This window comes from Agrobacterium rubi TR3 = NBRC 13261, assembly GCF_000739935.1.
Classification (GTDB): Bacteria; Pseudomonadota; Alphaproteobacteria; order Rhizobiales; family Rhizobiaceae; genus Agrobacterium; species Agrobacterium rubi.
In genome coordinates this window covers 11,356-34,466 of record NZ_BBJU01000031.1, presented here as the reverse complement: position 1 = coordinate 34,466, position 23,111 = coordinate 11,356, and the positions used below count along the sequence as shown (strand labels likewise).

The window sequence follows — 23,111 nt, the reverse complement described above, 5'->3', positions numbered from 1 at the left end:
ACTGCCATGAAAAAGACGATCGCAACGGCGTTTTCGCTGGCTCTAGCTTCGACAGCGTACGCTCAGGTCCCCACAATCGATAATGCTAACCTGAAGGTTGCTCAGGAAACATCGAAAACAACGACCGACATCCTCGATACCAACAAGGAGGTTCTTAAGACGGTCGAAGAAACACTTAAAGCCGTAACGGGTGACCGTGGAAGCGTGCAAAGCCCTATGCAGAACCTTGCTATCGGCAATGGCTTCAGTGTCTCCCAGATGCCGTCCTTCGACAGCTTGATGAGCGGTGGCGTACCGAATTTCGGGAACATGGGGGGCGATATCGGCAAAATCGCCTCCACGTTTATTAACGGGCTGCAGTTGGTGAAAAACCTGTCGGGAAAGGCCGATAGCACATTCTCAGGCGACAAGTCCTATGAGGAGGTGATGAACACGGTTCTCGGCGTTGCGGCTTTGGTGACCGGTTCAAACCAGGCGGTACAACAGCGTACCCAATCCTTCCAGCAAGCAGGTCAGCAGATTGGCAAGGCTGAGGATATCAAGGGCTCGATCGATCAGAATACGCAGCTTCAGGTCCAATCCGGGCTGGTGCTAAACGAAATGATCGGCGTCATGAATGGCACAGTCCAGTCGCTCAATGCTCAAAACCAGCAACGTCTTGTCGATATGTCGAACTCGAAGAAGGCGATGACCTACGGTGATTAAGGCATTCGAGATAGCGGGAACGGTGCTTCTAGTCGCGACCTTTACAGCCGGGCTTGCCGGCTGTGGGACGGCCGCGAAAGAGAAAACGGCACCATGCAAACGGCCCGCCAATATGACGTCTTATGCTGAGGATCCACGTCACGACTGTGGTCCAATGACAAGCGTCAATGGCGAACCATCCGCCGCTCTGGCGGCCATCGGCACAATAGCAACTGAATAAGGATGTTGGGCGATGGAGGATTTCCTCGGTGGGCTTTTGGATCGGATCGAACAGACGGGCGCTAGCTTTACGCAAAGCGCCTATGGGGTTGTTGCGAGCGAAGTAACGCCGCTTCTAACCGTGCTTCTGATTGCCTACGTCGCCTATTACGGTCTTCAACTGATCATGGGCACTGCGCGTGTCAGCGTTGGGGAGGTGATCAGCCGCGTAGTCAGAATGACGCTGATCGTTGCTTTCATAAACTCATGGGGTAACTTCAATACGTTCTTCTACGCCTGGCTGAGCGATACACCGGAAGACGTGGGACGGGCAATTCTCGCGGTCAGCAATACAGGTATCACAGAGCCGACAAACGGCCTTTCGATGATCTGGGAAACGGCCAACAAAGCGGCGGGGGCCTTTGCTGAACAGGCCGGTTATTTTTCTGTTCTTCCGGCTATGGTCGGTTTTCTGATCATGTTTGGCGTCGGCGTGTTTATCGCCGTCGCTCTTGCGATCCTTTTGCTTGCGAAGGTCATGATGTGGGTGCTGCTAGGAACCGCCCCCATTTTCATCGCATGTTTGTTGTTTCAATCTACGCGAAGCTACGGAATGGCATGGTTCCAAAGTGTGCTGATGTACGCGATTATTCCGTTGTTCGTTTACGTGGTGGCTGCGTTCTTGATCTCCGCAATGGATCCAGAGTTGACGAAAGTCGCTGCAGCGGCCGATCAACGCAGGCTTCAACTCGATGATGTTGCAGCTTTCCTTCTTTTGTGTGCCGCCGGCGCCTTTGTGCTTTTCAACATACAGACACTTGCTCAGGGGATTACGGGGGGTGTCGCAGCCGGGATCGGCCAAGTGGCGCGAACCGTCGGAGGCCTGACGGGCTTCAGTGCCCCCGCTGCTGCACTCACAGGAGCGCGCAGTGTTTCCGGCGCGGCCGGTCGGATCGGGATGGCTGCCAGGGAACGTACCCATGCGGGAATGCGGGAAAATATTCGAAATGCAAGCGCGGACGCGATGCAGAAAAGCATCAGCAGCAACAGCGTGCCACGTTAAGCGCAGGCTGTTCAGAGGGGTTTAAGGGCTAGACCATGGCAGATTCAAATGAAGCTCTCCGGAGCTATTTTCAAGACGGCGACAAGTGGGAACAGGAGATTGTAAAAAAGGCAAATCGCTCAAGGACATTCGCTTGGTTTATTGCCCTGATAATGAGCGCCATCACCCTTATGTCGCTCGGGACGCTGGTGATGTTAGTTCCGCTCAAGACCTTCGAGCCCTACATCGTCGAGGTCGATAAAAATACAGGTTACATCGAGGTCAAGACCGGGCTCACGCGCTCGGCAAACCTCACTGACCAGCAGGCTGTCACTCAGGCCAATGTTGTCCGGTACATCCGCTCACGCGAGGGCTATGACCCGTTTGCCATCCAGCAAAACTTTGGAATTGCCGCGCTTCTTTCCACGGCTGATGCGGCCAAGGAGCTCCAAGACGAATGGAGCGCCGCTAATCCGAACAACCCGGGCAGGCGTTTGGGCAGAAACAAGAAAATCACCGTTGACGTAAAGTCGGTCACGTTCTCGAACGCTAGCACCGCGCTAGTTCGCTTCTCGACAACAGAGAGTTCTGAGAGTGACAATATTACCCGGCACTACATCTCTGTTGTCAGATTCCGTTACACGGACACACCGGAGCGAAATGATTGGAGGTTTGAGAACCCCCTTGGCTTCCAGGTGTACAACTACCGTCGCGATCAGGAAACGGTTACGCCGGGAGCAGCAGGATGAGATTCAGACTACTTGTTTCAGCGGCCTTCATGGCCGCAACGATGACTCACGCCTTCGGCGCACAACAGCCTCGTCCTGGCACTTTGGATTCACGCGTTACAAGCGTCGTTTACCAGCCAAACAACGTGGTGAAGGTCTCCGCGACCTACGGCATCTCAACGATGATCATCTTCGATGAAGATGAAAAGTTCGAGACGATCTCTCTTGGCGACACAGACAGTTGGCAGGTCGCGCCGTCTGAAAAAGGGAACATCCTCTTCGTAAAACCTATTGCGAAGGGTGTCGCTACTAACATGAATGTCGTGACATCCAAGCGGATCTATTTCCTCGAATTAAATGACTACGCGCCGACAGACGAACGTAAGGTCTTCGGAATCCGGTTTGTGTACCCCGAGAAGGACTTGAACGCATCTCTGCGGAAAGAGGCGGAGTTTAGAGCCGCGAATCCGAACGTAAGCAATATCGACAAGGCCAATGTAAATATCGACTATTCATTTTCGGGTGATGCCGCTTTGAAGCCGTCTATGGTCTTCGATGACGGGAAAAAGACGTTCTTTAAGTTCAAAGGGCGCGTACCAGCGATTTTTGCGGTTCAGTCCGACTTCTCTGAGACCCTTCGGAATTTCAGAAAAGAGGGCGAATACATCGTCGTTGATGGCACGGCGACGCAATACACGCTGCGAGACGGGAACCAATGGACCTGCATTTTCAATCTACGCAAGCCCGATTTTGCAGCCCCTGACCCTGACATCATGGCTCCAAAACCTGATCCGGACGCAAGCAAGCGCAGAAGGAGCGGCAACTAATGAAGCGCAGCCCCGAACTTGAAGCTATGGCGCAGGCTGACGAAACGGATGTCAGCAACAAGAACGCAAAACGGAACCAGACGGCCGGAATGGCTGCTCTGGTGATTTTCGGCGTTATCGCCGCATACATGGTCCTTGCGACCTCGAAAGATGAGCCGCGAGATAATTCCCAATCAGATGAAGAGTTTCGCACCACGACGTTCCGGCCGCCTGGCTTCGTGCGCGATGGTGAGCCGCAACCTGCCCCGGAACAGCCGGTCGTCGTCTTACCGCCACCTCCGCCGCCTCCGCCGCCACCCGAGCCGCCAGCTGACACGACAACGTTCAACGTGCCGCCACCACCAGTGGCTCCGCCTCCTACCGTGGAAGTACCCAAAGTGGAGGAGTTTCCCGAGCGCTTCAGGTCAAAGCTCATCACTATGGACCAGAATTTGGGAGGCAACGGGAATGGTTCGCTGGACGGGTCGGCCAGCGGCCCGCCGTTGACGGTTGCCGGCGAGGACAAGAATAGCCAATACCTCTCGTCCGCGAGCGCGATAGGAGATCGCAGCGCCAAGGCCAGACAGCTGAAGCGCCTCGACGCTTTAGTGCCAGAAGGCACGCTTATTCCAGGCATTCTGGAAACGGCCATCGTGAGTGATCTTCCCGGGCAGATCCGTGCTATTACATCTCAGGATGTCTACTCGTTCGACGGCCGGCGCGTGATCATCCCTACAGGCACGCGCCTAATTGGCGAATACCAGTCGGAGGTTACGCGTGGACAGAAGCGTATCTTCGTCGTCTGGACACGCCTGATCCGTGACGATGGTGCCAGCGTGAGGCTAAACTCAATCGGAGCGGATAGCCTCGGTCGATCGGGATTGACAGGTCACGTTGATAACAAGTTCCGGGAGCGTTTCGGCGCTTCCATCCTTCTTTCGATCGTTGGTGGCGGCGCAAGCTATCTGACGGGATATGGAAGCGAACAGAGTTCAGGTTCCAACAATGATGATGCGCAGCGTGGGGCGGATCTCGCTCGCGAGACGATCGCACAGACGTTTAGCGACATGGCAAACACCGTGCTTTCGGAAAATCTTCGCATCCCCCCAACGATCAGCGTCCCACAGGGCGAACGCATCTTCATTTTCGTGCGCCAAGACCTCGATTTCAGCGACATGTACGACGATCCGGTTACAGAAGCGATGAAGGAGATCAAACGTGAACGCTCCGGCAGGTAACCCACTGGTTCATGATCCCCACTATTTCCTGACCCGTTCGTTGGAGCCCATCAGGCCATTTCTTGATGATCCAAAGGTTGTCGAAATCGCGATCAACAAGCCGGGCCACGTTTACGTGGAACGGTTTGGTGCGGACCATATGGAGCATCATCTTATCGATGTTCTGACCGCGCAAGAGATAGAGAACATCGGAGAACGCGTCGCCGCCTCAACAAAGCAGTTCTTGAACCAGGCCAATCCAATCCTAAGCGCGGCGCTGCCCACTGGTGAGCGCATTCAGGTCGTTTTACCGCCCGCGGCTCCTGACGGAGGATCCATTACCATCCGAAAGCAGGTCGTCCAGAATTTCTCTCTGGAAGATTACAGGGACAACGGATCGCTCGATAAGGTGTCGGTTGCCGTTGGAGGGTTGAGCAATGTCGATCGCGAGCTCATCGGGTATCTGCGCCAAGAAAAGATCTACGACTTCATCCATACTGCGATCACGAAGCGGGTTTCGATCCTTATCAGCGGCGGCACGTCCTCGGGCAAAACGACATTCTTAAATGCCTGCCTCAACTCAGTTGACCTGAACGAGCGCATCTTGACGCTCGAAGACACGCGGGAACTTTTTCCGCCACAGAAAAACGCAGTCCACTTGGTTGCTTCCAAAGGTGGGCAAGGTACGTCCAATGTGACCATTCAAAACCTGCTCGAGTCGGCACTGCGCATGCGTCCTGACCGCCTTTTCGTGGGCGAGATCAGAGGCGCTGAAGCTTTCTCTTTCCTGCGCGCCATCAACACCGGTCATCCGGGTAGCATGTCCACAGTTCATGCAGACACCCCTATGGGGGCATATGAGCAACTTGCAATGATGATGCAGCAATCCGGCATGTCGGCGGGCTACTCGAAGCAGGACTTAATGTCCTACATTCAAATGGTGATCCCGATCGTCATCCAGCTCCGCCGCGAAGGAGGCAAGCGCGGCGTTTCGGAGATTTTCTTTGCAAGAGATGAAGCATGACAAAGGGCTTCAAAGCCGTCTACCTAGCGTTTTGCCTCGCGGTTGCCTTTGCGGCCTGGATGCTTGGATATGGCGCTGGCCTTCACCTGTTTTACGGCGACGGCAGGATCCTCGATACAACGATACGAAGCAATCCTTTCGCCCCAATACAACAGTTCTGGGCTTACAGCGATAATCATACCCTGCAGAAGGTCGCCCTGGGGTCATTGGTGCCTGCCTTCGTAATCGCCGCAATTACTGCCTATCTCGGCCTTAGGCCAGTTACGAGCCCATTAGGGGACGCCGCGTTTCAGGACATCGCGGGTTTGCGGACGGGGAAATGGTTCGGCAAGAAGGGGCATATTTTCGGTCGTTTTGGAGGAAAGGTCCTCCGGGCGCAGGACGATCGCCATCACCTGATCATCGGGCCGACAAGGTCCGGTAAAGGTGCCGGTTACGTCATTCCGAATGCTCTTATGCATGAAGGCTCGATGATCGTTACCGACCTAAAGGGAGAGGTCTTCAAGGCGACGGCCGGCTATCGGAAGAAGAATGGCAGCCAGGTTTTCATTTTTGCACCGGGCTCCGAGCGCACGAACAGCTATAATCCTCTCGATTTTGTGCGACCGGAACGGGGCAATCGAACAACCGACATTCAGAACATAGCCAGCATTCTTGTTCCGGAGAACACGGAGTCTGAGAATTCAGTATGGCAGGCCACCGCGCAGCAGGTCCTCGCCGGCGCGATAAGCTACATTCTCGAAAGCCCCTTCTACCGGGACCGCCGCAATCTGGGCGAAATCAACTCGTTCTTCAACAGCGGCGTAGATCTCCAGGCCTTGATGAAGCACATCAAGGAGAAAGAGCCCTACCTCTCGAAATTCACCGTCGAGAGCTTCAACTCATATCTTTCCCTGTCTGATCGAGCCGCTGCATCAGCGCTTCTGGATATCCAGAAGGCTATGCGACCTTTCAAGAACGAACGGGTTGTTGCCGCAACAAACTTCACGGACATGGACCTTCGCTCCATGAAACGGCGCCCCATTACGATCTATCTCGCTCCGAACATCACCGACATTACGCTTCTCAGGCCCTTACTGACCCTGTTTGTCCAACAGGTCATGGATATTCTCACGCTTGAGCACGATCCAAACTCCCTTCCTGTCTATTTTCTTCTCGATGAATTTCGCCAGCTGAAACGCATGGACGAGATCATGACGAAGCTGCCTTACGTGGCCGGTTACAAGATCAAGCTCGCATTCATTATCCAGGACCTGAAAAACCTAGATGAGATATATGGAGAGACCTCGCGGCACTCACTCTTGGGGAATTGCGGCTACCAGTTGATCCTTGGAGCAAATGATCAGGCGACGGCCGACTATGCGTCACGGGCTCTCGGCAAGAGGACCATTCGCTACTCGTCGGAGTCTCGCACAATCGAAATCATGGGACTCCCACGGCGGACGAAGGTCGAGCAAATTCGCGAGCGGGACCTCATGATGTCTCAGGAAGTTCGGCAAATGCCGGAAAACAGAATGATCCTTTTGGTAGAGGGCCAGCGTCCAATTTTTGCCGAAAAGCTTCGGTTCTTCAACACCCAGCCGTTCAAGGCAGCTGAGGCCTACGCCCAGGCTCACATCCCGAGTGTCCCGGATATCGAGTACCTTCCATCGAAGCCGGTCCCGGCGACGACTGCAGAATATGAGAATGCCGGAAATGTAGCGCCGGTAGCTGAGCCTTCGGCTGCAGTCCAAAGGAACATACCGGAAGCCGATCCCGCTCAGAAAGAGCCGGAAAAGCAGATGCCTGCAACGATGGCGCTAGAGCCCGCGGATGTAACGGCGCCAGCAACCACCCCAGCGAAGCGTACCGTCAATCCAGCCGCATTGACCTCGAAAGCCAAAGCCTCGCCCGCAGCCCGACCCAAAACCCCACGGAAGCGCAATAGCTCCGTGTCGGATGACATTGCACGGCGAGAGGAGATTGAAGCGCTGCATTCCCTTGCAGCACAGAAACTTCGCGAACAGGTCGAGAAAAACAGCGTCGGAAAGAACCCGACTAAGCGAAAGAACATCATGGATGTTTTCGCTGCGACCGTTCCAGACCCAGAGACAGCCTGAATTTGAAACGGCCCTAGGAGTTTCGCTCTCAGGGCCGCTACGAATCTACTTGCTCGGGTAGAAGGCCTAAAATGGCCAAAAGCCAGCGAGATACTGGCCGATGTCTCCAAGCCAGATCGCGGCCGCGTCATACCATCCGACAACTGTCTGATACGCGAAGCCGATAGCAGCGAGAGCAGCAACGAAGGCAAAGATCGCGACGATCCCTTTTCCTACGGCTTCGTCCGACTTTCTGTTCTCAGTCTGAATGACGTATCGGTTTGTCATGGCCTATCACCGCTCACGATCGTCCCGATCGCGGTCCCTCTGTTCATTTTGCTCCCGCTCAAGTTCTTCAAGACGAGGCACGTGCTGCTGCGCAGGGTCAGTTCGCGTGGTTTCTCCTGCTTTCTGCCCAGCCTCACGCTCCTGTTTTACACGATCTTGTTGCTTGTTTGTAGCCTCGATTGTGTCGGCCAACTCGTGCGCCTCGCGCTCGCTTGGAAGCTGACCCCGCTCCTCTTCCGCATCAAGCTGAAGGTCGCGCTGACGATCGTCAGGAGCATCAGACGTAGAAGCGGTTTTGTTGGTCGTGTTTTCGTCTGTCCGGCCGTCTTCGCGTTCGACTTTTTCGACTTCGCTGCGAAGCTCTGGATCCTCGACAGCGACATCGCGAAGGTAGGCGTTTCCGTCGGCCGCTAGCTCGGCGGCACGCCGCAGGGCTGACCTGAGCCCGGTCTCGTACATTTCAAGGTCTTCTTCAGAAAACTCGCCCGACTGTACCAGCGCGATACCTTCTCTGAAATGTTCGACATCGATCATCGCATCATTGCCAGCCTCAACAACCGCTTCGCCATGCTTGGCAACAGCCTCATCCCACTTCTTGCTGACATCGTCAGCCTCGTTGGCGAGGCGTAGGGCGTCATCGCGAACAGCGTCAGTGGCGATGGCTCCACTACGTTCATCCGCTCCCCCACGCTGGTCCGTGGCGTCAGCAAGTGGTTCCCGATCGGCCTCGTTGCCAATCTGTCTGTCGCCAACGCGCTCGGTGAGCTCGAGCATTTCACGGCGCAGATCAACAATTTCCCGGGCCGTAGTCGCAACCTCATCAAAACCAGCCCTGTCGTCGGGTCCAGCACTTCGTTCAAGCCTGAACAGAGCTGTTTCGACTGTCTTCTCGTATGATTCAAACTCCTGGCGTGTCTGCTCGCGCATGTCCTCTGCCTCCAAAAGCATCTTCTGCAATGATATCATATTTGCACGGAAATTGCCGCCGAAATCCGAGTGAACGACTGTTGAGTTGTTTGCGGAATCAAGCTCTCTGAGCCCTGTCTCAATGACGTCTCGATGTTCAGCTGCAAATGCTACAGTCCGCCGATCACCGGAAACCGCAGCTATCTTCTGCCACGTCTCCTGAGCCTTGACCGTGTACTGCCGACTACGATCACTTGACGCTACGGTACGTCGGCCGGATCGCTTTGCATCGTAGCGAGCCTGGGCAGGCTCACTCGTTCCCACATGCTCAGTTCTACCGTCGCGGTTTACAGCGCGAACCTGATTACGGCTGTAGGCAGGTGCTGAGGCGAACTCCCGTCGATCCGTCATTTCCATATTGATGCCGTGATCGCGCGCCTTCTCGGCCATCACTTCACGCCATTGGCGGAAGGTTGCCGGCGTTGTCTCGATCCGGTCCCCGGCTTCTGATCGCATCGTGACGATAGCATGAGCATGGACATGCGGACGCTTGCCCCCCTCCCCTGCTTCCTTGGTGTCGGTTTCAGGGTCGTGCATCGCAAAGACGTACCGATGTCCAGCAAACTGGTCAGCGAGGAAATCTCGAACAGCGCCTTCAAAGGCTCCTGCATCTGTTCCGGCACGGGCCGACATGATGACATGCATCACATCACGGCTTTTGCGGCTGTGAAGCTCTTCGCGCCACTCCTTTTGAACGAGATCCCCGGCCGCCTTACCGTCTGCTATTAAGCGACCGCGATCATCCCGAACCTCGGCACTGTCGGCGATAAGCTCCCGAACCTTCGTAGTGCCGTAATCGACACCGTTTCCATAGCCTCCGAAGGAAAACCTCGCAGCGCCCTGACCTGCGACTGCGCTTGCGTCAAAACTTTGCTGCACGAACCCGGCCGCCTTGGCGTCGGCTGTAAGCCTCTTACCCTGCCCGCTTCGTAGAACGACAAGGCCATTGATCGTCAATGAGCCATCAGCGCGCTCCGCAACGGCATAAGCATACCGACGGTCGCCAAAACCGCTCGATAGGATATCTCGCACCCGCCCATGCAAATCCTCACCATCAGCACTGGCCGCGACCTCCACCGAGAAGTTTCCAATATCACGGCTCTCCGTCCGGTTCTGAAACAGGTGGTTCCAGTCGCCCCGAACACGAGCAAGATCTTCACGACCTTCGAGTTTCTCACCGTTTTCGTTCTCTACCTTCAACTCACCGCTACGCGAGACGTAGTTGAGCATCGATCCGACGCGTGCACCGCCGCCATAGGAGGCCATTTTCACAACAGCTGGCTGACTACCCTTCGCGATGCTCGTAAGACGCGCCTCCATCGGGCGGCTTGAAGCCGCCGCACTACCAGAAGGCATTGAGATCCGGGGAAACTGCATGCGAGGCATCCGCATAGGCTTCACCTTCGGTCCGCCTCCCCCGCGCTTAACCTCCTTGATCTGATGAACGTACTTGAAGAGATTTTCCTCAGATTGCGCCGCCTTTCCTCCAAGTGACATCTCATGCAAAAGCGCTGCGCGCTTCTGCTCCCATTCACTTGTGAACGCTCCGAAGAAGAACTCCACCCTATTCCTCCCCACGCCGCTGATAGCCAGCGCGCCTTGAAAGCGATCGGAGTTCAAGCATTACAGCGGCCTGAATCGACTGAACGTTAGCTAGGTTGATATCCAGTTCGCTCGGATGAACAGCCTTACCGCTGTTCAGCGCTCGCGCGACCTGGTTCAAGTTCACACCGATCTTGCGCATATCTTCCAGCAATGCCGCCATAATAAGCCGATCGTCACGCGTCAAAATCGGCCGCACGCCTGCACCCTCAAGCAAGAGCGAACGGAAAAACGCGGACACGCTCATATCAGCCGCTTTGGCCGCCTCTTCGATCTTTCCATGTTCGGCATCCGTCAAGCGCACGTTTACAAGCCGGTCTTTACGGGCCTTAGTCGCAGACGTCACCAAACTGTTTTCACTCATCAGCCGAAGGCCTTTCCAGAGCAACGCGAGGGCATCGAGGGCCAGTCCCTCGATAGCGGCAACCAAAATGTAAAACATTTTTGCGTATCCTGCCACCCTTAACCTTAGAAAAATACCAACCCCCTTAATCCATCTCCTCGCCCACTGATACCGACGCTTACGCATCGGCTTCAAAGCATTGAAACGCTCACCAGGGTTCACCGCCAAAACCGCTAAGAAGCCCTTGGTATGGCAGCCGTACTCACCCGCAAGGGACGCTTCGCTCTACGCCCTTGCGGCTTCCGTTCGCCTACCAAAGTCGGCCTTCACGCGGCTCCGGGGTTCACCACTCGAACAGATCACACGAAAAAACCACACGACAGGTCGTGTGGTTTCGAAATGTGGAGTTTCAATTCCTAATCTCAACATGACACTGACGCACGGGTGAAACACTTCACACGAACGTGGCATGTTGCACCTGCGTGGCTTCGATCTTAACATTCCTATTGACCTGACGTGCGAACACATCTTACTTTAGCGTCGTGTGACGGTGAGGTTGTGCGCTTGCGTGTTGACACATCGTGTTTTTGTGGCGTTGTTAAGATTTTAACAACCGTGTTGGCCGTAGATTTGTTTGTGGCGTCGTGAAGATCGGAAACACGGTTGCGACACACGAATGCGTTCGGTCCTCCAAGAGACCTGACGAATTTCTTTGGGCTAGCAAAGGAAGAAGCTATGACGATTTGTATGTCCGCAGTGAGCGGCAAAGGCGGCGCTGGAAAAACCACTGCCGTCATCCTTCTGGCTGGAGAGTTCGCTCTCGAAGGCAAGACCGTTCTGCTCATCGACGCCGATGGCCGACAAAATCTCTCGACGTGGTTTCAACGCTCCATTGATAAGGACAATCAGCCGGACGGCATAACCCTTGTCACCGCAGCCCAGGACGCCGGTATTCGGCAAATACTCGAAAGGGACGCCGCTAAATATGATGTAGTGATCATGGACTCCCCCGGTCAGGACACCGTTACGAGGGATACCATCATCGCAGGCTCTCATGTTGTGGTTACGCCGGTTCAGCCATCGCAGGATGAGATTGTTGCCGCAGGGCAGGCCGCAAGCGACGTGGCGGACATGAGCGACCGGGTAGGGCGGGACATTCCTCACCTCATCTACCGCACGCGGATCAGTATGCCGAACCGCGCACTTGAAGAGTATCGGTTGATCCGCCCGTTCGTCGCAAACCTTCAGGAGGGTGGCTATAATTCACATCTCCTCGAAACAGAACTTGTTGAACGAAACCCTTATCGAGAGATCCGAACCGGCTACGGAACGCTGCAGATGCTTGAGCTGACAGAGTCCGTGAAAAAGGCACGGGCAGAAGTTCTTGCTCTCAAGCAGGAAGTCGAAGGCTTCCTCCAGACCAACGCAAAGGGTTGAACCGATGGTAAAACGAGACACGAGCGTTACGGATTTTGCGGTTGCCCCTCGCAAGCCCCGTCAGGAGGTAGCAGCCGCCCAGGCTGCTCCGGCACAAGCTCCAAAGGATGCGCCTGTCACGCCGGAGGCCACGATATCACAAGCCGCACTTGAGACCGTGTCGGAAGTTGTCGAGCCAATCGCGGCTCCTGATCAAGCTGAGACTAAGCCAGCGACGGAACAACACGCCGGAAAACTTATTTCCCCTAATGAAGAGGTTCGCCGTGAGCGCACCACAACGCGAGCACTCCGACAGGAGGCTTCGCGTTTGCGCTTGCAAGATTTGAAGCAGACAAAGGCGAGGGAAAGCAAACACTTCGTGAACTGCCCACTGGACTTCGAAACGAAACAGCGCCTTGCGCGCGCTGCCACAGAGAACGAAGTGAAAATGACAGTCATCATCAAAACGGCCATAGACCAATACTTGCGGGATAACGGGTATTGATCCTAGACCCCAAATTCCTTCTTGGCGTTGCCTTAGGCGGAGTGCTCGGAGTTATCCTTGCACCGCAAGCGGCTACGGTCGGTATAGATCTACCCGCCTTGAAACAGTCCATTTTGGCTCGAACAGTGAATGGAGCGGATGTAACCGATAAGGGCGACTGGCCGACTGACCAAGCGGCGAAGGAGCAACTGTTTATCGTATCCAGATGGGATATAGAAAACTACGGCCGGCAATCGTCGGTGCACGTCGATCGCTGTATTAGCTTAGCTCGGAACGCCATCGCATGTGAGATGACTGCGAAGCTCGGCTGGATCAAAGAAGATACCCTGTTGGAAGGCGTCTTCGAGCGAAAAGATGAGAAATGGTCTCTAGTTTCGCTTCGCACCAAATAGCTGGATATTCTTGAACACGCACTATATTGCGTTGGAAAATGCGGTAAATATACCAACACTGAGTTCGCCAATTTGGCTAAGTTTGCAACTTGCCGCCGATTGTACACCTTACCCCCAAATTGGTAGAAAGACCTTTTTGTGATTCATAGGAACAGACTGGTGCCAAGTTGGTTCAGCTTGGAACATAATACCGCTCGAAAAGCGGATTGAGGCTGAGGGTGATGTCGGAAACGCGAGACTTAATCAAATACAAGAGTTCGAAGGGCCTCGTTGAGACCACTGACGACGAAGTAGGCCGGCCTCTTTATCGCCGTCCCGGTTTCGAAGGTATCGTGAGTTTCAAGGAAATGGACGAGAAACTTGCAGCGTTTCTGCGCAAGGCTCGCGAAGACGAAAAACTCACCAGAGCAGACTTTGCTTCCATCGTCGGTCTCTCGACAGCCGTGTACGGTCGCTATGAACGCGCGTTCTCAAGGATGACAGTCACACGGATGATCCATTTGTGTGAGCTTCTTGGCTTCCAGCCGATCGACATGCTCTTTGCCGCCGCACCTCATCTTTACGGCCGCACGCCCGAAGAGGCCAAAGATCACCTTGAGCTCTCGCACCTCACGCGGAGTCTACCGCACGAAGCCGTGCGCAATCTTATCGGGATCGTCGCACGGATGACACCTGAGGAACGTCCGGAGAGAGTGAAGACTGAAGGCCGCTAAGCGGCCTCCTTCTCTCCTTGATCCTGAATGCCGTGAAGGTAGTCAGCAACAGCCTGCGCCTTGGCGGCGGCTGTGACGATCGCCCGCTTATCCTGCTTGAGAACTTTCAGCCAGCTCTCAAGATAGGTCGCGGTGTTCTCGCGTGGATCGTGCTCTACGCCAAGGTCTGCGCATACGAAGGCAGCCGACAGTTCGGCCACAAGCTCTTCCATGGCATAGGTTTCAGTGCCGAACCGGCCGGAAAGATCGCGATCAAGACGGTGTTTTGCGCCGGTCCAGTGACCGAGCTCGTGCAGAACCGTGCTGTAAAGATGGACTTCGTTTAGGAAGCGTTCACGCGCTGGCATCTCGATGTCGTCAGGACCCGGACGATAACAGGCCTGCTTGCCCCCATAGGTGATCTTCGCAGCGGTTCGACCGATGAAGTCTTCGACATGCCCGATGAGGGGTATGGAGCCCTCCGGAATGTCTTCGACCGGACTTTTGAAGCGGTCGGGTAGGCCATCGATCTGCTCGACGTTGAAGACGGTGTAGCCCTTCAGGTACGGGATGCTCTTGTCGTCGGCTTCCTGCTTCTTGGGAGTGAAGGTCCCGTACTTGACGACGAGGGTTCCTTGTTCGCCCTTTCGGACCTGGCCCCCAAGATCCTGAGCCTGCCGGTAGGTCATCCAAGTGTTCTCGTCGTAGCCGGCGAGCTGGCTGGAAAGCCACAGCATGATCACGTTGATGCCGCGATAGGCTTCGCCGGTGGCGCGTTGCGGTACCGGCGAGCGGCGAACAGTTCCGCGCCAAGGGCGGATCCAGGGCTTCGTTCCTGCTTCCAGCTGCTCGATGATGGCATCCGTGATGCGCTGGTAGGTGTCCTTGCTCTGCATAGCCGTCTCCTTTTCGTTGGTTGACGGCAAAAAACGGAGATAGCCGAGACGAGCCCATGCACCCGGAGGGCCGCAACGGAGAGGAGGACCGCGAAGCGGTTGAATGGGGGAGGGGCTATCGTAGCTTGTCCGTCAATCACCCAACGAAACGGGAGACGGCAAACACAAGGGAGCAGGGGACGCTAACGGCGCTGCGATTGCCGGTACTGCGACGGCTCGGAAGCCGGGCTAACGATCCCGGTCGTCCCGGTCGTTCTGCTGCTGACGGGTTGCCAGATGCTGCGCTTCGACGGCCTTGAGCTCTGCGTTGTGATTTGACGGCTGCGGCGCTTGTTCAGCCTTTTGCTCGACGCTCTGAGGCTGCGCTTGGGCTTCCTGCTCCGGCCGCCCCAAGGTTCTGAAGTCAGATTGGGCGGTGAACTTCACCTCTTCGTCGTCGGCCGGAATCCGCTCCGGAAGGTCGGCGCGATCGACAGCGATAATGCCGTTCTCGGTCACAAGGGTTGCAACGCGGTTGTCATGACCGAACACCTGGCCCTCGATCTCCTCGCCCGGGCGGGCAGTCCGAACATAATGCTCGAAGGGCTTCTCGCCGACCTGTTCCAGATCCGCAAAGGCACCACGCAGCGCCTCGCGGCGGTTGGGGACTATCGCATCCTCGATGACGTGCTTCAGGGCAGGGCTGGCAGGGTCATTTGTCGTGGCAATAGACGCTTCAATCATACGGGTTTTGCTGATCACGCTCATATCGATGTCGTGACCGTAATGCCGGCCCAGCTCCGCGATGAAGGTTTCCTGGGTCCTTCCGTTGCCTTCGCGAAATGGATGCACGTAGTTCAGTTCTGACAGCGTTTTTGCGGCCCGCTCAACGAATTCTTCCCTGCTGGCGGCTCGTAGGGCCTGCGGATCGCTGATCGGCTTCAGCGCCTCATTCAGACCCATGTCTATACGCGCGCCATGTAGGAAAGACGTTCCGCCTTTTGAAAGGCCGCCAATCGGCTCGACACGAGCTCCGTCAACCACCGGGCTTTCGTTCCGGGTATGACCGGCCCATTCGTACACATCTTGGAATATGTGCCCGTGGATCGCCTTGAGATGAGCGGCATCAAAGTTCCCCTTGGGACCATCACCCTCAAGGATTTCCGAAATTCGGTCCTGCGTTGCACGGTACTCGACCGTGCGAAGCTCCGATTTGGATTCGATACCGAACTTGTTACGAAGCACGTTCTGGCGATCCGGATCGTCTGACGTGTTGGGATAAGTGTAGGAACCCTTGGGATGCTCTTCAGCCATGCGTAAACCAACAAAAAGCCGTCTGCGCTAGCAGACGGCCTTGAGCCTCTTGAGACTTGAATGAAATGATCAGCCCTTGGGCTGCGGCAAGATGCGGGCGCGATACTCTTCGCGGGTGAGATCGCCGGCAACGTAAGCAACGGTTGCCGCTTCGAGCAGGGCGTCGTCGCCCTGATAGCCTTGGCGAATATTCATGGCGCGAGCCTGATCGGTGCTCTTCTTTCGGGCCGCTACTGCTTCCGGGGAGCGGTCGGGACGGGTAGAATGAATGTTCATCGACAAATCTCCAATTACTGTTCAACCTAACACGAAAAGGGCCAAAAATCCAGCTATTTGGCGGATTTTCAGCCTTTTCGGGGTGAGATGCCCGGTCATGAACCGGGCTTCTCTGCGCAATCAATCGCGGGGTTCCCACTCGATGATTGCCTGAAGGGTCGGGTCGTCCTGGCCGGGGAACCGGCCCAGATTGGCGTTGAAGCCCATGCGCTTGATCGAGATCGTGTAGTAGGGCCTGCCTTCGCCGTTCTCTTTTTTCCAGATGCCGCCCACGTCGAGCTTGTGACCTGCGGGAGATGTTGCATAGACGCGGTGCGTCGGGGCTCTCTCGTTGGTGGAAGAAAAAGGCGTTACCGTGATTTCGAGGTCTCGCTCGATGGTGGAGATGAGGCCGGTACCGTCTGCGGTTTCGATATTGTCGCCGTTGAACTGGATGTAATTGGTGATGTTTTTCATGGTGGTCACTCCTCTTTGGTGGTTGCGATGAGCGTTCACAAGGCACAGCGGAAAGCGGTGCGCACCGGAGGCCGAAGCGCAGCGGAGGAGGCTGGAAGGCTGCCAAATTTGCTTCGCGAGGAAGCCGAAGGCGGGGAAATTTGGTGGACAGCCAGCTTTGCGCAAACCGCGTCGCTGTGCGAACGGGCATCAAGAGCAACCGCCTTGGAGGGGTGTCTACTGAAAGCGTCTACCAAACATCACCTGTACGACCAACAACAATAACCGCATATCCCTGCGCCAATATTATTCAACTTTCGCAAGCATACAACCGGAAACAAACGGCTTTTTGCTCTACGAGATAGCCAATTTGGCGCTACCAAAAGAGGATTTCGACGGTTCCAGATCCAATTGTCATTGGGCTACTGATGAGAATTAGAACGGCGATAGTTGCTCGGCGCGTCGATCTCGGCCGCCCACTGGCCCAAACGTCTGCCCCGGGCGCTGTCTTCGGCCTGATGGTAAGCGTCAAGAGGCATTGAGTTGCCTCGCGGTAGATACTGCAACAGAAGTCGCGCCTGGCCGGCTTTCACCATTTCAAGGCCGATATCGGTTTGCTGGATGTAGCACTGTCCGACTAGGCGACGGTATTGGTCCTCGTCGATGATGGTGCATGTCACATGCTTCCCGTCGATAAGGCGAGAAAGATAGCTGCGAGCCTCGACACCACACGCCCATTCGGCTCCATTCTTCCAGCCCTTTTGCGAGCGCTCGCAGGCGTCAATCGCCGCAATCCTGATCCGCTGCTGTCGAATGCTGAAGGTGTCGCCATCGATCACGCGTGCTTGCCCGGAATAGTCGGCCGCGCCGGCAGGTTGTGAAAACACAAGAGCGAACAAAAGAGCCGAAAAAACGGGGTTTTTTCTCAATTTAAAGCCTCCATAGAGTTGCGGGCGGCAAGCCCGAAGACGGAACGCGAAAGATGAAGCTCACCGGACGCCGCCCGGTCCGTCATGGCGCGCAGATATCCTCCGGGCGAGCTGACTTCTTGGCGGGAATATTTCTCGAACGTGACCGCGATGGCGATCGCGGCGGCCTGCTGGCCCATCTGATCGACGGCGCGAAGCCGCGCGTCCTCTGAGACACCCGCCAAACGGCAAATCTGCGGGGCGATGCGGGCGAGATCGGACCAGCTGCGTGGCGCGGTGGTGAAATAGTCTTTCAACGATGGCGCCGCCCTCCACACATCATCAAGAGCAACAATCCCTTGCTGCGGGCGAGATTGCCTATTGTCTGGGTCGGATCCTCTCGTCAGGCTTTCCTCAAAAGCCCTCTTGCTGGCGTAGCCAGCCTTATGTGAATTGTGTTGTCCGGCTTCAGCCGGACGCCGTTCTTCTTTACTCAAGTCAAAGGGATGGGGGTTTGTAATCTGTTTGTGCATGTCGTTTTCGACATTCGTGCATGTCATATTATCATGATCAGACACGCTTTCAGGATGCCTCGACGCCTGCACGGAGCGTCCAACAAGCCACTCCAACAGGCGCGCTGCCCGTCTCGAAACAACCGCGGGCGCTCTGCTGGCGATACCAACGAAAGCAGCGATACGGTCGATACGAGATGCAAGGCTCGCGAGGGCGGTTTCCGTCATATCGGCGGCATTCATCAGCGCGTAACGGGCGCTCCTGAGTGCGTCCCTGAATCGGCGCGCGGCGGCGTCATTGGCGCGTTTCTCCTCACGCTTCTGCCGCACAAGGGCGTCGAGTTCACGGTAGCGGGCAATCAGCACACGCAAATCGATGCCACAAGCGTCCGAAATTTCACCTTCGCCGTCCCTGATCGGGTAGCGCTTGAAATTCGCGCTGTCCTGCATGGTAAGGAGCCCGGCGTCGAACAACCTCGACAGGATACGGCTGACCCGCCCAGGCGAGCGGTTAATCTCAAACCCCAGCTGATTGTTGGACTTGAACACAATGGGTCGCCCGCCCTTGTCGAAGGCGTCGGCCCGGGCGGTGTTGATGATCACTGTAAGGAGATGGCTTTCGGTACTGGTAATAAGACCAGTGCATGGAAGGCTCTGTGACAACACGGCCAACTGGCCGCGGGTCACCGTTCCGACTTCCGTTGACTGTGCCAGTCGCCGGAACTCGGCTCTCTCCTTTGTCATTCTGCGGCCAGTTAGCCGCTTGTTCGTGAGGGTTTCCCTCATTTGTCCTGTCTCCTGTTCAAGGGACCAGACAAAGCTTCGCCGTTCACCGAAAAGGCGTTTTTCTTATTGACAGGGGAAGGAGGGTCTGCGAGAACAAATCTGCTTAATTATTTGACTTTGCAGACCGCTTCCGGGGTTTCTCGGGAGCGGTTTTCTTTTTCTGGGCCGGTGTCTTCTCCAAAAATTCAGTTAGAATGTGCGAGTCGGAACAGTATCTGATTCCGGCTAAGTGCGATACATAGCCCGATTACCCAACTTGGCGCAACGATTGAGCTTTCTCGCAATCGTAATTCGCACTCAAATGCGGTTTTTCCGCCTAGAACCCCTGCAAATCATGGGTTTATATTCGTATCGACGTGCGCAACAGCGTGCGGCGACGTTACCGAAATGGCTCAAACTCTCGGTTAACGACACCTTTAGAGGGCTTTTTGACCTCGGGTGGGAAGGAGAGTTTGAGAGGAGGGGGCCTGGGCCTCCTTTCAACGGAGAGGCGCGTTTCGCGACGATCCGAACCCATGAACCGGCTTTTCATCCCCGTATTGCACTAAGTTTGCAAATGACAGAACGCCCGCCTCTGGTATCGGACCAAAGACGGGCGGCGCGGGTGACAACCGGGAATCAGGCGGTTTGAGCCTGTTCCTCGAAGAACGTGGGCGGAAGATTGAAAGCTTCCAGCGCCGTGTTAACGGCCGTTTGAACGTCGCTCCAATCCACATGCTCTGGATCGGACAGATACGCTTGAATGAGTTGGCAGCAACATTCGGCTGCTTTGGTGGGGTCGGGAACTTGATCGAACATGACTTGCCTCGCGTCGAAAGGGGAGCCGGTCACGCTGGAGGACGTGACCGGCTAACAGCAGCGCGGCTATTCCGCTGCCATCGGGAAAGTTTGCTCATCCTCTGAACGGGCTTCCGTTTGTTCCTTCTCGCCCTTTGGATCAGGCGCGATCCGCACCAGCGACGGAAGCCAGTCGGACCCCTTGATGGCGGTTTCGGCAAAAGCTGCCGCCTCGGCCTTTTTCATACCTGCGACACGCGAAGCGAAATCAGCGCCTTTCACTTCTGCCAGCGCCGCTTGAATGCCTGCGCGGTTGAGGCTCGAAAAATAGCTCTCCGCTGTCGTCTCGAACCAGTCGGTCATATCAACCTTGAGGGTGCGCCCGATCTGGTCTGCATGGGCGCATGCGTCCCTGCGGAAGCTATGTTTCGTCTCGACCGCATTAAGGGTGTGCGCAGCGGCATAGGCCAGCAGTCCCAAAAGCTCCGACTGCGACTTATCAAGAAGATGGTCCCATAGGTCTTCCGGCTCGCCGGGGAGTTGATAACCGAAATTTTCCGCAATCCGATCCCATTCCTCGGTCGCCCGGCTCGCATCCGGTCTTTTCATCGAACCTTGCAGACGCTCATGCGTCACCGCGATCTGCAATGCGGTCATCCCTCGTGAACGGCCATAGGTGCCGGGATAAACAAGATCGAGCAGCATGGCGTGAACGACGCCGACCAGAGCGACATCGGGATTGTTGGCAAGTTCGACGCGGAGCGCGGCGGTCTTCTGCGCTGTCAGGTCTTCGACCAGCACAGCAGAGTGGACGATCTTGGGCGGGCCGACTTCCTCACCCTTCTCGGAAACCTCGGACCCGCTATCGTCATCCTCCGTTTCCGCTTGCTCGGTCTGTTCGTCATCACCCGGCTTGCGGATGCCAACGGCAATATCCGCCCTTCCGTAGTAGTCCAACGAAACGATCACCCCGCTTTTCGCCTTGTCCTCGTCGGAAAAGACTTCCTGCATCGAGTCCAGTTCATCCAGTCGTGCGCTAATGGCATCGATGCGCTCGGAATGGCTTTCCTCGCCCTCGTCACGGTCCATGAGCTCTACGAGTTCATCGTGCTCGGCGCACAGGCGGAAACGTTCCGATTGTTCATCAGGGGAAAGCTCGATCTGTTTCGGATAGACGCGAGGAACGCCGAAAATCCAGTCGGGCCGCTGCATGTAGGTTTCGACAAATTTCCAGCCCTGCGACAAAAACGGCTCGGCTACCGCTGCCAACTTCTCGCTGACCAGCTTTTCAACCAATATTACGTCGAGCGCGAACCCGCCTCCCTGCGCATCGAACAGGTCGCGGCGAACTGCGCCTCCTGCCTGTTCATAGACATCTAGGCCACCGATGAACTTGATACGCTTATCGCTACCGGCAATCTCGTCCGTCATCAGTGCCGACTTGATCCGCGATACATCGCGGCTCCATCGATCAAGAGACTCCCAGACCTGTTCCTGCCGCTCATGATCATCGCAGACCGTGAAGGCGGTCAGCTGCTCAAACGTCATTTCGTCGTCGCGAAACAGGGCCAGCAAGACCGGCGAGACCTTCGCCAAGGCCAAACGGCGGCGAACGATGATTTCAGTGACACCGAACCGCGCAGCGATATCCACGATGGCCTTGCCCTCGTTGACCATGGCCTGAAACGCCACATACTGCTCAGCAGGGTGCATTTCCTCACGCTGCACGTTCTCGGTCAGGCTAAGCTCTGTCGCCTCGTCGGCGGTCTTTACGATAGCGTTCACGGCATAATCGGCTGAGATCTGGCCGCGTTCGACAAGGAGCAACAGGGCAGCGCGCCGACGACCGCCCGCCGTAACAAAATAACGGCCCTTTGGAGCCTTGCGCACGACGATGTTCTGAACAACACCATTGGCGAGAATGGACGCTGCGAGGCTTTCGACGCCCTCGGCCTTGTAGGTTTTGCGGACGTTTTTCGGGTCCGTATCAAGCTTGCTAAGCGGAATGCTGACAATCTCGGTCATAGGTCAATCTCCAAAGTTTTCCCGGTTCCCTTGGGAGCAAGCCCCGCTAGTGGGCGAAGCCTCTGCCTACGTTCCGTAGGATGTGCCCCCACATCCGGCGGAACGAAGGGGGAGGGCGCAGCCCGCTCCCGTCAGGGGGTGGAGCGGGTCATGGGTCCGGAGGAGGGAAAAACGGAAGGTTCGCCGGCTCGGCGGTGAAAGCCGTTTTTCCAGACGAGGGACAGCGCTTGCGCGCTTGCCCATTGGCGCGATCCGCGACCTGTCGTAAGAGCGGATAGGTATAAAAAAATTGTGCGTCCGCTTCTCGGACGCTCATTCCAGAAGTGAACCGGCCAGCCGGTTCCCCGGATCGATCTGCCCGCTGCGCTCCGAGTGTTGGGCGCTCCGCTTCACGGGCAGATCTAGTTCAACGTGAATTATCGCAATGAGAAAGTGCACCGTGTCGAGTGCCGCTCGGCGTGTCGGTCGGCGCTTGCTCGTCGCGACGAGCCAAACGAACAATGAAGAGTATCGGAGCTTTCAGCATAGCGACGGCCGTTCTTCAGGCCGGGAAAGCGGGAATTCTCGACGCGGTTTTGCCGGGAAAAAGGAAGCCGCAGGAGGCTTAGCTTGCGCCGCGAAGCGGAAGCCGGGACCGACTTTCTCCGGCAAAATGGCCCAGTCGGCCCGAAGCTGCGATTTTGGCCAACTTCAAGAACAAACGAGGAAACTGTAACTTTAGAGTGGCTTACGCGGCAGGACGGTGAAGGCCAGCTACTATAACAGGGCTTGAATGACCGTCGCAGGTCAATCCCGCTCGGTATGTTCCCACAACGTTCTTCGAATTAGCCAAAATCGCAGCTTCGGGCCGACTGGGCCTTCTATGGTATCACTCATTAAGATGAAGCTCATCGAACGTGCGCAGTTTTAATGACTGCAAGATTGGCTGCTATGGACAGGTTATGAAACAGCCAAGGGATTCCGAAGCTAGTAAACTCAGACGTGACCAGATCACTTACATTGGGCCGGTTCCTGATCCGGTCAACACGGCACTGGATGATCTTCCACAATACATCACGCTTGGTTGCTTTTGTTCGTCGTGTGAGCGCGAAACGTGGATCGACCGGGAGGCTGTCCGCAAGAAATGGGGAAACGCCTTTCTCGGTTCACTGCAAGCAAGATTACGCTGTCGAGCCTGTGGCAACCGCCTCGGAAATCGGTG

General features: G+C 56.0%; 22 protein-coding genes. 11 read left to right on the top strand and 11 right to left on the bottom strand.

All coding sequences use genetic code 11. The annotated features are described in order from the left end of the window. Nucleotides 1–6 precede the first annotated feature (6 nt). The 8 genes from RRU01S_RS22800 to RRU01S_RS22770 are packed head-to-tail and all read left to right on the top strand — an operon-like array spanning nucleotide 7 to nucleotide 7,819. Nucleotides 7–705: a type IV secretion system protein gene (locus RRU01S_RS22800; protein ID WP_012653020.1), complete on the top strand. Its 699-nt coding sequence runs from the start codon at nucleotides 7–9 to the stop codon at nucleotides 703–705. Continuing rightward, complete coding sequence (locus RRU01S_RS26565; RefSeq protein ID WP_012653019.1) at nucleotides 698–925, top strand: hypothetical protein; 228 nt, start codon at nucleotides 698–700, stop codon at nucleotides 923–925. Before RRU01S_RS22800 ends, RRU01S_RS26565 begins: the two co-directional genes overlap by 8 nt. A 12-nt stretch (nucleotides 926–937) precedes the next feature. Further along, entirely contained in the window at nucleotides 938–1,966 is a 1,029-nt protein-coding gene (locus tag RRU01S_RS22795; RefSeq protein ID WP_045232527.1) for a TrbL/VirB6 family protein, read from the top strand. A 35-nt stretch (nucleotides 1,967–2,001) separates the two neighbouring features. Continuing rightward, nucleotides 2,002–2,694, top strand: a complete 693-nt coding sequence (locus tag RRU01S_RS22790) for a VirB8 family type IV secretion system protein (RefSeq protein ID WP_012653017.1) — start codon at nucleotides 2,002–2,004, stop codon at nucleotides 2,692–2,694. Continuing rightward, on the top strand, nucleotides 2,691–3,500 hold the full coding sequence (locus RRU01S_RS22785; RefSeq protein ID WP_045232526.1) for a TrbG/VirB9 family P-type conjugative transfer protein: 810 nt from the start codon (nucleotides 2,691–2,693) through the stop codon (nucleotides 3,498–3,500). The genes RRU01S_RS22790 and RRU01S_RS22785 overlap by 4 nt, the downstream gene beginning before the upstream one ends. Beyond that, entirely contained in the window at nucleotides 3,500–4,717 is a 1,218-nt protein-coding gene (gene virB10, locus RRU01S_RS22780; RefSeq protein WP_045232525.1) for a type IV secretion system protein VirB10, read from the top strand. Before RRU01S_RS22785 ends, virB10 begins: the two co-directional genes overlap by 1 nt. Then, on the top strand, nucleotides 4,698–5,720 hold the full coding sequence (gene virB11, locus RRU01S_RS22775) for a P-type DNA transfer ATPase VirB11 (RefSeq protein WP_012653014.1): 1,023 nt from the start codon (nucleotides 4,698–4,700) through the stop codon (nucleotides 5,718–5,720). The genes virB10 and virB11 overlap by 20 nt, the downstream gene beginning before the upstream one ends. After that, nucleotides 5,717–7,819: a type IV secretory system conjugative DNA transfer family protein gene (locus tag RRU01S_RS22770; protein ID WP_045232524.1), complete on the top strand. Its 2,103-nt coding sequence runs from the start codon at nucleotides 5,717–5,719 to the stop codon at nucleotides 7,817–7,819. Before virB11 ends, RRU01S_RS22770 begins: the two co-directional genes overlap by 4 nt. 66 nt (nucleotides 7,820–7,885) lie before the next feature. On the opposite strand, the gene RRU01S_RS22765 is transcribed toward RRU01S_RS22770, so the two are convergent. From RRU01S_RS22765 to RRU01S_RS22755, 3 genes are read right to left on the bottom strand one after another with little or no spacing between them, the layout of a single operon-like run. Continuing rightward, a complete protein-coding gene (locus tag RRU01S_RS22765) occupies nucleotides 7,886–8,086 on the bottom strand; it encodes a hypothetical protein (protein ID WP_045232523.1) in 201 nt (66 codons plus the stop codon). Nucleotides 8,087–8,092: 6 nt separating this feature from the next. Next, entirely contained in the window at nucleotides 8,093–10,615 is a 2,523-nt protein-coding gene (locus tag RRU01S_RS22760; protein WP_045232557.1) for a relaxase/mobilization nuclease domain-containing protein, read from the bottom strand. Nucleotide 10,616: 1 nt separating this feature from the next. Further along, nucleotides 10,617–11,018, bottom strand: coding sequence for a plasmid mobilization protein (locus RRU01S_RS22755; protein ID WP_045232556.1), 402 nt, complete (start codon nucleotides 11,016–11,018; stop codon nucleotides 10,617–10,619). Nucleotides 11,019–11,732: 714 nt separating this feature from the next. Here RRU01S_RS22755 and RRU01S_RS22750 point away from each other — a divergent pair. The 3 genes from RRU01S_RS22750 (at nucleotide 11,733) to RRU01S_RS22735 (ending at nucleotide 14,023) form a co-directional block, all read left to right on the top strand. Beyond that, nucleotides 11,733–12,434 (top strand): ParA family protein, encoded by a 702-nt coding sequence (locus RRU01S_RS22750; RefSeq protein WP_045232522.1) that lies wholly within the window; start codon nucleotides 11,733–11,735, stop codon nucleotides 12,432–12,434. A 480-nt stretch (nucleotides 12,435–12,914) separates the two neighbouring features. After that, a complete protein-coding gene (locus RRU01S_RS22740) occupies nucleotides 12,915–13,310 on the top strand; it encodes a hypothetical protein (RefSeq protein ID WP_052816215.1) in 396 nt (131 codons plus the stop codon). A gap of 221 nt (nucleotides 13,311–13,531) precedes the next feature. Next, nucleotides 13,532–14,023 (top strand): helix-turn-helix transcriptional regulator, encoded by a 492-nt coding sequence (locus RRU01S_RS22735; RefSeq protein ID WP_045232520.1) that lies wholly within the window; start codon nucleotides 13,532–13,534, stop codon nucleotides 14,021–14,023. Here RRU01S_RS22735 and RRU01S_RS22730 read toward each other — a convergent pair. The 8 genes from RRU01S_RS22730 to RRU01S_RS22690 all read right to left on the bottom strand — a co-directional run bounded on the left by RRU01S_RS22730 (nucleotide 14,020) and on the right by RRU01S_RS22690 (nucleotide 21,910). Beyond that, a complete protein-coding gene (locus RRU01S_RS22730; RefSeq protein WP_045232519.1) occupies nucleotides 14,020–14,898 on the bottom strand; it encodes an ArdC family protein in 879 nt (292 codons plus the stop codon). The genes RRU01S_RS22735 and RRU01S_RS22730 overlap by 4 nt on opposite strands. Before the next feature lie 228 nt (nucleotides 14,899–15,126). Next, nucleotides 15,127–16,191, bottom strand: coding sequence for a Fic/DOC family protein (locus tag RRU01S_RS22725; RefSeq protein WP_045232518.1), 1,065 nt, complete (start codon nucleotides 16,189–16,191; stop codon nucleotides 15,127–15,129). A gap of 69 nt (nucleotides 16,192–16,260) precedes the next feature. Continuing rightward, nucleotides 16,261–16,467 (bottom strand): antitoxin VbhA family protein, encoded by a 207-nt coding sequence (locus RRU01S_RS22720; protein WP_045232517.1) that lies wholly within the window; start codon nucleotides 16,465–16,467, stop codon nucleotides 16,261–16,263. A 120-nt stretch (nucleotides 16,468–16,587) separates the two neighbouring features. Beyond that, the gene (locus tag RRU01S_RS22715) at nucleotides 16,588–16,923 is read right to left on the bottom strand and encodes a DUF736 family protein (RefSeq protein ID WP_045232554.1); all 336 of its coding nucleotides are present in this window, start codon (nucleotides 16,921–16,923) and stop codon (nucleotides 16,588–16,590) included. 401 nt (nucleotides 16,924–17,324) lie between these two features. After that, nucleotides 17,325–17,831 (bottom strand): thermonuclease family protein, encoded by a 507-nt coding sequence (locus tag RRU01S_RS22705; protein WP_045232515.1) that lies wholly within the window; start codon nucleotides 17,829–17,831, stop codon nucleotides 17,325–17,327. Then, entirely contained in the window at nucleotides 17,828–19,108 is a 1,281-nt protein-coding gene (repC, locus tag RRU01S_RS22700) for a plasmid replication protein RepC (protein WP_045232514.1), read from the bottom strand. Before repC ends, RRU01S_RS22705 begins: the two co-directional genes overlap by 4 nt. 618 nt (nucleotides 19,109–19,726) lie before the next feature. Next, a complete protein-coding gene (locus RRU01S_RS22695; RefSeq protein ID WP_045232513.1) occupies nucleotides 19,727–19,906 on the bottom strand; it encodes a hypothetical protein in 180 nt (59 codons plus the stop codon). 66 nt (nucleotides 19,907–19,972) lie between these two features. Continuing rightward, nucleotides 19,973–21,910 (bottom strand): ParB/RepB/Spo0J family partition protein, encoded by a 1,938-nt coding sequence (locus RRU01S_RS22690; RefSeq protein ID WP_045232512.1) that lies wholly within the window; start codon nucleotides 21,908–21,910, stop codon nucleotides 19,973–19,975. Nucleotides 21,911–23,111: the final 1,201 nt, after the last annotated feature.